The organism is Undibacterium sp. Di26W, from assembly GCF_049340265.1.
Taxonomy (GTDB): Bacteria; Pseudomonadota; Gammaproteobacteria; order Burkholderiales; family Burkholderiaceae_D; genus Undibacterium.
In genome coordinates, this window is sequence record NZ_JBMPOR010000004.1 from 50,043 (window position 1) to 62,619 (window position 12,577).

At 53.0% G+C, this 12,577-nt stretch carries 15 protein-coding genes; 5 read left to right on the forward strand and 10 right to left on the reverse strand.

The features are described from left to right. Positions 1–60: 60 nt before the first annotated feature. From ACO0LM_RS06355 to ACO0LM_RS06375, 5 genes are all read left to right on the forward strand, one after another. Entirely contained in the window at positions 61–462 is a 402-nt protein-coding gene (locus ACO0LM_RS06355; RefSeq protein ID WP_422983704.1) for a rhodanese-like domain-containing protein, read from the forward strand. 13 nt (positions 463–475) lie between these two features. Continuing rightward, positions 476–742: a glutaredoxin 3 gene (grxC, locus tag ACO0LM_RS06360; protein WP_423035852.1), complete on the forward strand. Its 267-nt coding sequence runs from the start codon at positions 476–478 to the stop codon at positions 740–742. 163 nt (positions 743–905) lie between these two features. Continuing rightward, complete coding sequence (gene secB / locus ACO0LM_RS06365; protein WP_422983700.1) at positions 906–1,388, forward strand: protein-export chaperone SecB; 483 nt, start codon at positions 906–908, stop codon at positions 1,386–1,388. 51 nt (positions 1,389–1,439) lie between these two features. After that, positions 1,440–1,889 (forward strand): SH3 domain-containing protein, encoded by a 450-nt coding sequence (locus tag ACO0LM_RS06370; protein WP_422983698.1) that lies wholly within the window; start codon positions 1,440–1,442, stop codon positions 1,887–1,889. Between the two features lie 108 nt (positions 1,890–1,997). Beyond that, positions 1,998–2,996: an NAD(P)H-dependent glycerol-3-phosphate dehydrogenase gene (locus tag ACO0LM_RS06375; protein WP_423035369.1), complete on the forward strand. Its 999-nt coding sequence runs from the start codon at positions 1,998–2,000 to the stop codon at positions 2,994–2,996. Between the two features lies 1 nt (position 2,997). Here the strand turns inward: ACO0LM_RS06375 and ACO0LM_RS06380 are convergent, their stop codons facing one another. From ACO0LM_RS06380 to ACO0LM_RS06425, 10 genes are all read right to left on the reverse strand, one after another. Next, a complete protein-coding gene (locus ACO0LM_RS06380; protein WP_423035371.1) occupies positions 2,998–3,186 on the reverse strand; it encodes a hypothetical protein in 189 nt (62 codons plus the stop codon). A gap of 178 nt (positions 3,187–3,364) precedes the next feature. Continuing rightward, entirely contained in the window at positions 3,365–3,898 is a 534-nt protein-coding gene (locus tag ACO0LM_RS06385; RefSeq protein ID WP_423035373.1) for a GAF domain-containing protein, read from the reverse strand. A gap of 24 nt (positions 3,899–3,922) precedes the next feature. Further along, positions 3,923–4,111, reverse strand: a complete 189-nt coding sequence (locus ACO0LM_RS06390; protein ID WP_423035375.1) for a hypothetical protein — start codon at positions 4,109–4,111, stop codon at positions 3,923–3,925. A 29-nt stretch (positions 4,112–4,140) separates the two neighbouring features. Then, complete coding sequence (gene hslU / locus ACO0LM_RS06395; protein ID WP_423035377.1) at positions 4,141–5,478, reverse strand: ATP-dependent protease ATPase subunit HslU; 1,338 nt, start codon at positions 5,476–5,478, stop codon at positions 4,141–4,143. A 13-nt stretch (positions 5,479–5,491) separates the two neighbouring features. Beyond that, complete coding sequence (gene hslV, locus ACO0LM_RS06400) at positions 5,492–6,028, reverse strand: ATP-dependent protease subunit HslV (RefSeq protein ID WP_162043733.1); 537 nt, start codon at positions 6,026–6,028, stop codon at positions 5,492–5,494. Positions 6,029–6,264: 236 nt separating this feature from the next. Further along, positions 6,265–7,659 carry a hypothetical protein gene (locus tag ACO0LM_RS06405; RefSeq protein ID WP_423035379.1) on the reverse strand — a complete coding sequence of 465 codons (1,395 nt, stop codon included), beginning with the start codon at positions 7,657–7,659 and terminating at the stop codon, positions 6,265–6,267. A gap of 295 nt (positions 7,660–7,954) precedes the next feature. Continuing rightward, positions 7,955–9,961, reverse strand: coding sequence for a TonB-dependent receptor (locus ACO0LM_RS06410; protein ID WP_423035380.1), 2,007 nt, complete (start codon positions 9,959–9,961; stop codon positions 7,955–7,957). Between the two features lie 109 nt (positions 9,962–10,070). Then, the gene (locus ACO0LM_RS06415; RefSeq protein WP_423035382.1) at positions 10,071–10,472 is read right to left on the reverse strand and encodes a hypothetical protein; all 402 of its coding nucleotides are present in this window, start codon (positions 10,470–10,472) and stop codon (positions 10,071–10,073) included. Positions 10,473–10,817: 345 nt separating this feature from the next. Continuing rightward, positions 10,818–11,222, reverse strand: coding sequence for an RNA polymerase-binding protein DksA (dksA, locus tag ACO0LM_RS06420; protein WP_422983813.1), 405 nt, complete (start codon positions 11,220–11,222; stop codon positions 10,818–10,820). Positions 11,223–11,427: 205 nt separating this feature from the next. Then, positions 11,428–12,504 (reverse strand): CobW family GTP-binding protein, encoded by a 1,077-nt coding sequence (locus ACO0LM_RS06425; protein ID WP_423035384.1) that lies wholly within the window; start codon positions 12,502–12,504, stop codon positions 11,428–11,430. Positions 12,505–12,577 lie beyond the last annotated feature (73 nt).

The following is a 12,577-nucleotide window of genomic DNA, read 5'->3' on the forward strand; positions in this document are numbered from 1 at the left end:
TCTGCGGCATCTATTTTATAATGACGCGCTTCTGATAACCATTCTTACTACTGGAAACCTGTGAAATTCATTCTTGATAATATCTTTTTGATAGGTATTGCCCTCATTTCCGGTGGAGCCCTATTGTTCCCGGCTTTACAGAAACGTGGTGCCAAAGTATCGCAATTGCAAGCCACCCAATTGATAAATCAGGGAAAAACCCTGGTATTGGACGTGCGCGACGCTGAAGAATTTGCGACTGGGCACCTGCCCAACGCGAAAAACATTCCTCTGGCAGAATTAGACAAGCGCCTGAAAGAAATCGAAAAATCGAAAAACAATGCGGTCATTACCGTTTGTGCACGTGGTGTACGTTCAGCCAGTGCTGCGGCCTTGTTGACCAAGGCCGGTTTCGGACAGGTTGTCAGTCTTGAAGGCGGTATCGATGCGTGGAAAACGCAAGGCTTGCCGACAGTAAAGTAAGCAGGAGAGAATGATGAAACCCCATGTAGTCATGTATAGCACGGCTGTTTGCCCGTATTGCAATATGGCAGAGCGTTTGTTGAAATCCAAAGGGATTGATGACATAGAGAAGATCCGTGTCGATCTGGATCCTTCCATACGCGAGGCGATGATGCAGAAAACCGGGCGCCGTACCGTGCCACAGATCTACATAGGGGATACCCATGTAGGCGGTTTTGATGACTTATCGGCACTGGACCGGGCCGGAAAACTCGATCCACTACTGAATCCGGAAGGCTAAAACGCGAAATTTGCCGGATTTTCTACGGGTTTTTCAGGTAAATTGCTGTTTTTGCAGACTACTTGCTACAATAGCGCGCCGCGACCTTGAAATGGCTGTAAATGACCTTATCTGCCAGTCTCGCTGTTCATTATTAATCTTTTAGAATATTAGAAAGTTTCACATGTCTGACGAAAATCTGCAGCCCGTATTCCAAATTCAACGCGTATATCTGAAAGATTTGTCGCTTGAACAGCCAAATTCCCCATCCATTTTCCTGGAACAGGAAGCGCCTGGTATCGAAGTATCCGTTGATGTCGGCTCTGAAAAGCTGGCGGATGGCATCTACGAAGCGACCGTCACCGTGACTGTCACAGCAAAAATCGGCGAAAAAGTGGCTTTCCTGGTAGAAGGCAAGCAAGCCGGTATTTTCGAAGCACGCAATATTCCTGAAGACCAGCTTGATCCATTGCTGGGCATCGGTTGCCCGAATATCGTTTATCCTTACCTGCGTTCCAACGTCGCGGATGCGATCACACGTGCAGGTTTCCCACCTATCCACCTGTCCGAAATCAATTTCGAAGCCTTCTACGCACAACGCCTGGCGCTTGCTGCTGAACAAGGTAATGCAGATGCAACAGCCGAAGCACCAGCAACCATCCAGTAATTGAAGCAGCCTGATCCGGTGAAAGCTGGATCAGCTTGATGAAGGAAGCCCATGCAACGCCTGATTACGACCCTGCCCTTGATTCTGCTTGCCCTGACGGCAGGTGGTACAGCACAGGCGCTGGAATTTCGTTCTGTCGGTGCGTCCCCGGTCATCATGTATGATGCGCCAGGGGCCAAAGGGGCCAAATTGTATGTTGCACCGCGTGGCATGCCGGTGGAAGTCGTGTTTACATCGGGTGCCTGGAGCAAGGTAAGGGATATGTCCGGTGACATGAGCTGGGTCGAGTCCAAGGACTTGATCACGCGACGCAGTCTGGTGGTGCGGGTTGCCAATGCCAAGGTACGCGCTGCCGCTGATGATGCCGCTGCGCTGGTATTCAGTGCTGACAAGCATGTCTTGCTGGAAATGGCTGAACCGGTGAGTGCTGGCTGGGTCAAGGTCAAGCACAAGGATGGCCAGATCGGCTTCGTTAAAATCAACGAAGTCTGGGGTCTGTGACCGGACCTGCCAACACGCTTTAATACCGGGGACAGCATGCTGTCCTTTTTTTACATCCGAAATTCAGCAGTTTGAAATTTCAACTTTGCAGCGTGGTCAGGGGATAGTATGAATATCAGCGTATTGGGAGCAGGTGCCTGGGGTACTGCCATGGCCATGGCTTTTGCGGCAAAAAACCAGGTCTTGCTGTGGGGCCGTAATCAGCAGGCAATCGCTGCCATGCAGGCGGAACGTCAAAACACGGCCTATTTGCCAGGTTTTGCGTTTCCAGCCTCCCTGCAGGTAACGGCAGATTTTTCTGCAGCCCTGGCGCATGCTGCCGGGCCGGACAATTTGCTGGTGGTGGCGACCTCGGTATCTGGTTTACGCTCTACGCTGGAAGCCTGCTTGCCGTATCAGGCCAGCAATATTGTCTGGCTGTGCAAGGGTTTTGAAGAAGCCAGCCAGTTGCTGCCGCACCAGGTGGCGCATGCAGTGTTGGGTGACAAGATGGCTTTTGGTGCCCTGTCAGGCCCATCCTTTGCGCAGGAAGTCGCACAGGGCCTGCCTTGTGCTTTGACCATCGCTTCCACTTCTGCCACGCTGAGTCAACTGGTGGTACAGGCTTTGCACGGGAATGCCGTGCGGGTGTATTCCAGCGACGATATGATCGGGGTTGAGGTTGGCGGTGCGGTCAAAAATATCATGGCCATCGCCACCGGTATGGTTGACGGTATGGGGCTGGGCCTGAATGCCCGCGCGGCACTGATCACCCGTGGCCTGGCCGAGATCAGCCGCCTTGGGGTGGCACTCGGTGCCCGGGCGGAAACCCTGATGGGATTGACGGGTGTCGGTGATCTGATACTGACCTGTACCGGTGACTTGTCACGTAACCGCAGGGTAGGGCTGGCGCTGGCACAGGGTAAGTCGCTGGAAAATATCGTGCAGGAGCTGGGTCATGTTGCCGAAGGTGTGCGTTGTGCCCAGGCGGTACGCGGGTTGGCACGCCAACTTGGGGTCGATATGCCCATCACCGAAGCAGTAGCAGGTGTGCTGTTTGATGGCGTATCGGCACAGCAGATGATGAGCCGTTTGCTGGCACGGGATGCCAAGCAGGAAAGCCATTGATTCAATAACGGCGTCGGTATTCTGGAAAGCGCAGGACTCTGCTAATCACTGAATCTGGCACCTGATGCTTGCGCAAAAAATCCATGGCCTTGTCCAGCCCCAGTATTTCCAGGTAATGAATCCCCAGATCCACCATGAACCGGGTCAGCAGATCACGCCTGCGCAAGAGCTGCTTGCGCTTGCGTTGCATTTTCCGGCGCCGGTTCCCTGACATGTGACTACCTCTACTGATACGGATGTTTCAGTGTAGAACGGCAACACCTGCAGGGGCGGATTTTTGACATAGCTTAACAAAAAAGACCAAGTCCGCCTTGGTCTCTGTCTGTCGTCGGCCACAAGAGACCCCGGAATGCTGGGTCCAGATCAGCTTACTTGATATTGCTGGCAGCCACGAAAATGGCGACCAGTTGCTCCAGACCTTGCTGATCGTCGCGGCTGAATCTGTCCAGGCGTGGGCTATCGATATCAAATACACCAAATAATTCACCATCCTTGATCAGCGGGATGACGATTTCAGAATTCGATGCCGAATCGCAGGCGATATGGCCGGGGAAGGCATGGACGTCAGACACTAGTACCGTGCGTCTTTCGGCTGCTGCCGTGCCACAGACACCACGTTTGAACGGGATGCGGGTACAGGCGACCTTGCCCTGGAAAGGGCCGAGCAAGAGTTCATGCGGGAATTCCGCAGTCGGTTTGCTGGCGTGCGTGCACAGATAAAAACCGGCCCAGTTGAGGTCACTGATGCTGTTGTAGATAAAGGCAGAAAACTGCGCCGCATTGGTAATCAGATTGCGCTCGCTTTCCAGTATGCTGGCAAGCTGGCGCGACAGCATGGAATAGTCGGGTTGGTCGCTGGTGGTCGGGCTGGCAGTCGGGCTCGCAGTCGGGCTGACAAACATGGTGTTTCCTCTTTTTGAAAGGGATTATTTGTTCCCTGACTTGTCTTTGCGGGTGGCGTTGACAGCAGGGAACGGTAGTTGATTTTGCACAGCCAGGCCACGATGGGCCGGCGGCGTTTGCTTGATGTGCTGCCGGGTACGATAGACAGCTACCTGTGCGGGTTCAACGCGGAACTGCATGCGTTGTCGTGTTGTCAGCGCCTTGTTTGCCATGTTGAACCCCTGGGTTTGTAAATTAAAAATTACAGCACGTAGCGCGACAGGTCTTCATTCACCGACAGGGCTTCCAGGCGCTCATTGACATAGGCGGCATCAATGACAACGGTCTTGCCGCTATTCTGGTGTGCATTGAACGAAATTTCTTCCAGCAGCTTTTCCATCACGGTGTATAGGCGACGGGCACCGATGTTTTCGGTGGTTTCATTGACCGCATACGCGATGCCAGCCAGACGTTCTACCCCTTCCGGCGTGAAGTCTATCTGCACGTCTTCGGTCGCCAGCAGTGCCTGGTATTGACGTGTCAGACAGGCGTCGGTGCCGGTCAGGATGCGTTCAAAATCAGCGATGGACAGTGATTCAAGCTCCACGCGGATAGGGAAGCGGCCTTGCAGTTCCGGTATCAGGTCAGACGGTTTGGCCAGATGGAAAGCACCCGACGCAATAAACAGGATATGGTCAGTCTTGATCATGCCGTATTTGGTGTTCACGGTGGTGCCCTCGACCAGTGGCAGCAAATCGCGTTGTACGCCAGCGCGTGAAACTTCCGCACCGCCAGTTTCAGAACGTGAGGCGATCTTGTCGATTTCATCGAGGAAGACAATGCCGTTTTGTTCTACATTGCGAATTGCTTCCTGCTTCAGTTCTTCTTCATTGACCAGTTTGCCTGCTTCTTCTTCAATCAGCAGCTTCATCGCTTCCTTGACTTTCAGCTTGCGTGATTTCTTGCGGCCACTGCCCATGCCCGAGAACATGGTCTTGATCTGCTCGGTCATTTCTTCCATGCCGGGTGGTGCCATGATTTCCATATGGGCCACGCCTTCGGCTACTTCGATTTCAATTTCCTTGTCATCCAGCGCACCTTCACGCAGACGCTTGCGGAAAGTCTGGCGGGTAGTATTGTCCGCCGGTGTTGCTTCGGCTTCATTTGGCTGAAAACCGAAATCACGCGCTGGTGGCAACAGGATGTCGAGTACCCGGTCTTCTGCCGCATCTTCGGCACGGGCGCGTACTTTGCGGGTGGCAGCTTCACGGGTTTGCTTGATGCCTATATCTACCAGGTCACGGATGATGGTATCAACATCACGGCCCACATAACCCACTTCAGTGAATTTGGTGGCTTCGATCTTGATGAAAGGGGCGTCGGCCAGCTTGGCCAGGCGACGCGCGATTTCGGTTTTACCGACACCGGTCGGGCCTATCATCAGGATGTTCTTGGGGGTGATCTCATGGCGCAGCGGTTCCTCTACCTGCTGGCGACGCCAGCGGTTACGCAGGGCGATGGCAACGGCACGCTTGGCCTTGGACTGGCCGACGACATGTTTATCGAGTTCAGAGACGATCTCTTGTGGGGTCATGTTCATTGCTTATTCCAATTCATTCCAGTGTTTCTATGGTGTGCGACAAGTTGGTGTAAATGCACAACTCACCGGCGATAGTCAGCGATTTCTTGACGATGTCGACGGGCGACAGGTCGGTGTTTTCAAACAGGGCGATTGCTGCCGATTGGGCAAATGTACCGCCCGAGCCAATTGCACCTATGCCCTGATTGGGTTCCAGTACGTCGCCGTTGCCGGTGATGACCAGGGTAGTGTCTTTGTCTGCCACCAGCAGCATGGCTTCCAGGCGGCGCAGCATGCGGTCGGTACGCCAGTCTTTGGCCAGTTCTACCGAAGCACGCATCAGGTGACCCTGGTGTTTTTCCAGTTTCGATTCAAAACGCTCGATCAGGGTAAAGGCATCGGCCGTGCCGCCGGCAAATCCTGCCAGTACCTTGTTGTGATACAGCTTGCGTACCTTGCGGGCGGTGCCCTTCATGACGATATTGCCAAGGGTGACCTGACCATCGCCGCCAAGGGCAACCAGATTGCCGCGTCGCACCGTCAGGATGGTGGTGCCGTGAAATTGTTCCATATGAACCTCATTGATATTCGCTACGCCTGCTGCAAATGCTCAGGCCGGATGGGCTGAAGGCGGATGCCGGGCTGGATTGCCCGTTTTTTTGAAAATGGGGTGTTTTCGTGGAATTACAAGCGTTGTAGTCAGCGTTACAGTTAGCGTACAGTACAGGCAAAGCCGCAGCCGAATGAGGCTTCCTGCAGATGCAGGTAGTTCATTCAGTCCAAGCGCTTGCTATTCTGGAAACTGCTTTAGTGTTTGCGGACGATGATGCTGGCAATATTCTTCAGGCCCATGGCGTGGAATAGCATCATGACCAGATAATTGACGTTTTCAAAGCGTATGTTCATGCCGCTTTTGCCGGCGATAGGGGCCAGGCCATTCAGCAATTGTGCCGAGGCACCAAACTCTACCCGCTCCAGTCGTGAGCAATCGAGTATCAGCGGATTTTGGCTTTCCGCCTGTTCGGCGATGCCTTGCAGCAGGAATTCGGTCTTGCCTTCCACCACTTTAGGCATCAGGAAGCTGTCAGAAGCGGTTTCGTCCTCGTTATTGATTTCCGGGAAGGAACTAGTGATATTGTTTTTCGGTGCTTCGAAAGAAGGCGGCGAGACTTCGAAAGTGATGCAGTAATCCATACTGACTTCTTCGAAGGCTTGTTCAAAATGCAGCAATTGCAAGATTTCCAGCAACAGCAGCCATGGTGCTTCAGTTTCGTCGCGACGGCCTACCAGCAAAATTGCACGGATTTTGTCCGACAGGTCTTTGGCACCAATCAGTATCAGGTCGTGGCCGGATTTCTTTAAATTCTTGAATGCACGCAATAGCAGGCCGCAACCGATAGGGTCGACTTCCTTGACGCGTATAAAATCCAGACGCAGGCTGCGGCTCTTGGCGCTGGCGTTCTGGATTTTTTCCAGTACCTTGACAATGCCGGCATCCAGTTTGGCCGGGAAGCTGATATTGGCCATGGTGTTGTCGGACCGATTATCGGTATCCTGGTCGGTATTATTCAATACCTCTGGCCACAAAGGTGGTGAGGTTTCAAATTTATTGGCGTAGTCGAGCGACAGGCTTTCGAACTTGTGCTGGTGATTACCGATGCGATACAGGTCAAACAGCATTTGCCAGCCGATTTCGGTGGCGTCACCCAATTCTTGATGGACGGCGGCCACCAGCATTTGCTCGGCGACCTCGGCCTGGCCACTGGCGAACAGGATCGCGGCTTCTTCCAGCAAGGGTACGGATTCACTGTGCGCAACGGCGGATCCCGACATTTCCGAATTCTGCCCAAGCAGATAATCGGTAGGCAGGGTCAACGGCATCGTTGTCTGGAATTCTACGGGAGGATTTTTTTTCGACGGCACTTCGGCCGGCGGGTTCATCAGATCAGTCTTGGTGACAGTTGGCGGCCTGGTCTTGACGATGTCACGCGACATTTCAAATTCAATCGCGTCAATTTTTCTTTCCGTGGCACGGGCGATATGGCGCTGAGCAATAATCGAATTGCTAAACACCTCGCTGTCCTGGAAACCGCCAATGACGGTATTACCATTCTTGGAGCGCGTCTTTCTAGAAGAAGATTTCTCGGTGGAGCGATCTTCCTGCTTGACACCTTTTTTACCGAAAAGAGAAAAAATCCCCACTTTGTTCCCGAATAAGAATAAACGCTAACCGCCCGCTAGCGAATTTGACGAGTGCTTAGTATATTCTGATTTGCGATGGAATGGTTGACTGGGCTCAATGGGTCCAAGCAGTTTTTTTTCAAATGCTCTTTTAAATGCTACGCAATATTCTCAAAAACAAACTGATTAGACCGGTTTTTTAATGAAATTGGAGGTGAATACCACCTCCAATACTTACAGGTTATGAATTGATAACTAAATGCGCAATTACATCTGCTTACATTTTTCTTGCAATTCTTAGCTGACTTTTTTTACATTAGAAGCTGATTCTTAGCCCCGCAAGAACATTCCTGCCGGGTTGCGGCACACTTTCCCGCAGTACCGAGGTAGACAGGCGGATATCCTGATTCAGCAGGTTTTTCGCCATCAGGAACCAGGTCAGCTGGCTGTTCTGATAAGGATGGGTATAGGTCAGGCTGGCATCGACCTTGGTGTAGGACGGTGTTTCGAAACTTTCAAAGCTGGCCAGCCGGTCTTGTCGCTGTGCGTGCAGGATATTCAGGCCGGCACGCCATTTACCTTCGCGATAGCCAAGGTCCAGGCCGGTGCGGGTCGCCGGTTGCAACGGCAGGCTGCCCATACTGTCGAGGCTACCGCGTGAATAGTCGGCAAATGCGCGTATTGACGGGCCTTCACCCAGCAGGTTATAGCTGATTTCGGCTTCGCCGCCACGGATGGTGGCCGAAGCCTGCGACCAGTTACGGCGGGTAAATTCCGCGTCAGTATCGGGGTTGCCCTCTTCATCTACCGTGGTGCCGTCCGTATGGCCGTAGATATAGTTGCTGACCTTGTTGAGGAAGGCATTCACCTTCCAGTGCAGGATGCCGCTGGTCTTTTGCAGGCTGAGTTCCACATTGCGCGAGACTTCTTTCTTCATGTTGACACTGCCTATGTCAAATGTGGCGGTGGATTCATGGGGGCCGTTTGAATACAGTTCTTCGGTCGCCGGTGCGCGCTGCGCCCATGACAGGCTCAGGCCAGCACTATAACCTTTCTCAAATTGCCAAAGTCCACCCGCCGAGGCGGAAAACTGATTGAATTCGCGCGAGACCAGACCGGTGCCTGCGTCCGGTTTGCGGTTGACATTTTCCATCCTGACACCAGTGCTGGCGAGGACATCACCAAATTGCTTTTGTTCGACGGCGAAAGCGGCCAATGAGGTGGATGTGGTTGGCGGAACCGTATCGGCGCGACCACTGCTGGCGGACAGGGCAGAGAATTTCACCTGTTCGGTCTGCAGGCCCCAGCTACCTTGCCAGCCAGCCCAGGACGGGTGCGACAGCACGACGCGGCCTTCCATGGATTGATTCTTGAAATAGGTGTTTGGGGAGCCATCTTCTGCTTTTTCAGTATGCTGATAATCGGTGGCGCTGAATTTGTATTTCAGGCTGTCAAAGCCATTGACGGGTGAGTTCAGCAAACCATCGAGATCGAAACGATTCTGGCGCAGGTCAATAAATGAGCGTTCCGCCGTCGGGATACCGTAATGATCATTCAGTGTCTGCACTGCTGCACCTAGGTAACCCCAGGGCTGGATCACGGATGCACCCACAGCCAGGGTGGATTCGCGGGTAAAGCTGGAATTCAGGCGGCCACTGGCCGAGGCTGGATTATTCCATTCGCTGTTGCCCGGGATTTTATAGTTGCTGGTATCGCGGCTACTGCCGTCAGCATGCAGGCCAATCACACCGCTGGAACCATCGATGGAAAAGGACAGACTCTTTTCCTGATTGGCAGTACCGACGCGGACTTCGGCTTCGCCGGTAGTTAGCTTGTTGAGTACGGTAGGGATGCGGTAATCAACCACATTCACCAGACCACCAATGGCACCGCTGCCGTACAACAGCGCGGCAGGGCCGCGCAAGACTTCAATCTGCTGGGCAGTCGAACTTTCGCTGGCAACTGCATGGTCATTCGACAGACTGGATACGTCGGCAACACCCATGCCGTTTTGCAAGATCTTGACACGCGGGCCTTCCAGGCCACGGATGATGGGGCGTGACGCGCCAGCGCCGAAGCCAGATGCCGATACACCCAGTTCGCCGCTCAGCGTATCTCCCAGGGAAGTGCCTATCTTTGCCTTGAGTTCAGGCCCTGCCAATATCTTGGCTGGTGTCAGTACTTGCAGGTTTTCATCATTGCTGATGGGATTGGATGTGACCGTGACAGTGTTGATGGGCGAGCCTTCAGCCCGGGCGCCATGGTTGAATTGGGCGAGCAGTGCCATGACTGCGGTAGTAATCAGTGTACGTTGAAAAGCCATATTGTTTCCTGTTTGCAAACGATGCAATGTCAGACTTCAGCCAAGCTGGTCTGGACGAATTGATGCCAGGCCCGTCCTTCACCGAGGCAAAGGAGGGCGGATAAAAGATTCAGGCAAACAGAACAGGTGGGGCGCGGGACGAGAAGGGGACGCGCAGCAGGGCTTGCCAGCCAGTGCTGCTGGTATTGCTGGAAGCCAGGGCATGTCCATCCAGCAGGACAATCTGCTCAGGCAGCAGGTGCAGGTATTCAGCGACGCAGGCGGCGTCGTACAGGGCGCAAGAATGCTGGGTGCTGCTGTCATCCTTGCTGTTTGGCCACAGCGCATCGATCAGGCTGTTGGTGTTGCTGGCTTGTTGGCTAAAGACGACCGGTGCGTTGCCTTCTGCCCAGCCCGCATGCGACATGCGATGCGCAAACCCCAGCCACTGGCTGAATAACAGCGCAGACAGCAGAAAGAGCAGCAAGTAGCGCTTGCTGTTGTTCTTGCTTGAGCTTAGTGACGGCAACATGGTGAGGCTGGTTTATCTGGGGCTAGTCGGTTAGTGGGCAAATGGGCAAGTAGAATAATAAGGCTTGACGCAAAAACGCAAAAGCACACAAAACGCGTAAAAAAGAATTTAAAAATTGTAGCAAAAAACCGACATTTTGGCCTGCATGTACTGCGGATGTGCGGCAATTGACGGCGTCGTTACTACCGTTTGAGTTGTTTTAGCGGCAAAAGTTCAGACGCCTGCAACATTGTTGCATTCCATTTCGTAAAAAAGCGCGCAGTGGTTAACTGCACGCTCTTTAGCCGCACGCTTTTTTAACTGCAGGCTTGTCGCACTCTGCAGTGCGGTCAGCCCGAATATTGCTCAGTCGCCGTACAGCTTTTGCTTCATTTCACGTCTTTGCTGGGCTTCCAGGGACAGGGTCGCTGTAGGTCGCGCCAGCAGGCGTGGGATGCCGATCGGTTCACCGGTTTCTTCGCACCAGCCGTAATCGCCGTCATCAATGCTATTGATGGATTGCTGTACTTTTTTCAGCAACTTGCGTTCACGATCGCGGGTGCGCAATTCCAGCGCATGTTCTTCCTCTATCGTGGCGCGGTCTGCCGGGTCTGGTACCAATACGGTTTCACGAAGATGCTCGGTGGTTTCGTCGGCGTTCTTCAATAAATCCTTCTCAAGCTGCTGCAAACGGGCCTTGAAAAATGCCAGTTGTGCAGCGTTCATATAGTCCTTCTCGCCCATCTTGAGGATTTCTTCCTCAGTGAGCAGAGCTTCCGGGGCGCTGACTGTAGCAGTCGATTTAGTTGATTTAGTTGCCACTTCGCTTACTTTCGATACGACGGGTTAATACATAGAACAAATCTGAAACATGTTTGCTCCAGATAATTATCCTCCCCTTATTGATAAAGTAAATGACATTTGCATGAACGCCACTTGCACGACAGACAACAGCTGCCTTCAATAGCCCGCTAGTTTATACCAAACAATGCTCCAAACCTTCAATAAATATGTCTTTAGGTAGATTTTTGCCAATAAACACCATCTTGCTTTCGCGCAATTCGTCTTCTCCCCATTTGGCACCAATGTCGGTGCCCATGATTTGGTGCACTCCCTGGAAAATCACCTTGCGGTCGGCACCTTCCATCAGCAAGACCCCTTTGTAACGCAGCATGCGCGGGCCAAACACCTGTACCAGCCCACCCAGAAATTCGTCCAGCTGGCCGGTATTGAAGGGCCGCGTACTCTTGAAAACAAAGGCCGCGATATCGTCGGAGTGATGGGCATGATGGTGGTTGTGCACATGATGTCCATCTTTATGTTCGTCATGATGATGGTCTTCATGCGTGCAATGGTCGTCGCAATCATCGTGCGCATGCGCATGTGCATCTTCTTCCGCACGCAAGAAGTCGGGGTCCAGGTCCAGCTTGGCATTCAGGTTGAAGCCTTTCAGGTCTAGCACTTCGCTGATCGCCACTTTACCAAAATCGACGGCCGTGATGGGTGCGCGCGGATTCATGCGCGCCAGGCGAGTCCGCAGTGTGGTTACTTGCCCGGCATCGACCAGATCGGTTTTGGACAGCAGTATCTTGTCGGCAAACCCCACCTGGCGCTGGGCTTCTTCATGTTCGTCCAGTTGTTGCATGGCATGGCGGGCATCCACCACGGTCACCACTGCATCGAGCATATAGTAGGTGCCAACTTCTTCATCAACGAAGAAAGTCTGGGCAACCGGGCCGGGGTTTGCGAGGCCCGTGGTTTCTATGATGACGCGGTCAAAATGCAGCTTGCCTTCATTTTTTTGCTGTATCAGCTTGCTCAGGGCGATGATCAGGTCACCACGCACGGTACAGCAGATGCAGCCATTATTCATTTCCACTATCTGCTCATTACTGTCCTGCACCAGGATTTCACTATCGATATTTTCCTGGCCAAATTCGTTTTCTATGACAGCGATCTTGTGGCCGTGATCTTCTTGCAGGATACGATTCAGCAGCGTGGTTTTGCCTGCACCCAGGAAGCCGGTGAGGATGGTGGTGGGAATTAATGCCATGATTTTTCTCTAAAACAGTTTGTTGATGGCCTTGCAGATAAGCTTGCAAAACCTGTAAGCCCTACTTGCCTGG

Excerpts from the sequence above, each read along its gene's own strand:
- ACO0LM_RS06390 (WP_423035375.1), bottom strand. The coding sequence starts at position 4,111 with ATGGCAAACAAGGCGCTGACAACACGACAACGCATGCAGTTCCGCGTT.
- hslV (WP_162043733.1), bottom strand. The coding sequence starts at position 6,028 with ATGGAACAATTTCACGGCACCACCATCCTGACGGTGCGACGCGGCAAT.
- hslU (WP_423035377.1), bottom strand. The coding sequence starts at position 5,478 with ATGAACATGACCCCACAAGAGATCGTCTCTGAACTCGATAAACATGTC.
- ACO0LM_RS06370 (WP_422983698.1), top strand. The coding sequence starts at position 1,440 with ATGCAACGCCTGATTACGACCCTGCCCTTGATTCTGCTTGCCCTGACG.
- ACO0LM_RS06410 (WP_423035380.1), bottom strand. The coding sequence starts at position 9,961 with ATGGCTTTTCAACGTACACTGATTACTACCGCAGTCATGGCACTGCTC.
- ACO0LM_RS06380 (WP_423035371.1), bottom strand. The coding sequence starts at position 3,186 with ATGCAACGCAAGCGCAAGCAGCTCTTGCGCAGGCGTGATCTGCTGACC.
- grxC (WP_423035852.1), top strand. The coding sequence starts at position 476 with ATGAAACCCCATGTAGTCATGTATAGCACGGCTGTTTGCCCGTATTGC.
- ACO0LM_RS06385 (WP_423035373.1), bottom strand. The coding sequence starts at position 3,898 with ATGTTTGTCAGCCCGACTGCGAGCCCGACTGCCAGCCCGACCACCAGC.
- ACO0LM_RS06425 (WP_423035384.1), bottom strand. The coding sequence starts at position 12,504 with ATGGCATTAATTCCCACCACCATCCTCACCGGCTTCCTGGGTGCAGGC.
- ACO0LM_RS06375 (WP_423035369.1), top strand. The coding sequence starts at position 1,998 with ATGAATATCAGCGTATTGGGAGCAGGTGCCTGGGGTACTGCCATGGCC.
- secB (WP_422983700.1), top strand. The coding sequence starts at position 906 with ATGTCTGACGAAAATCTGCAGCCCGTATTCCAAATTCAACGCGTATAT.
- ACO0LM_RS06415 (WP_423035382.1), bottom strand. The coding sequence starts at position 10,472 with ATGTTGCCGTCACTAAGCTCAAGCAAGAACAACAGCAAGCGCTACTTG.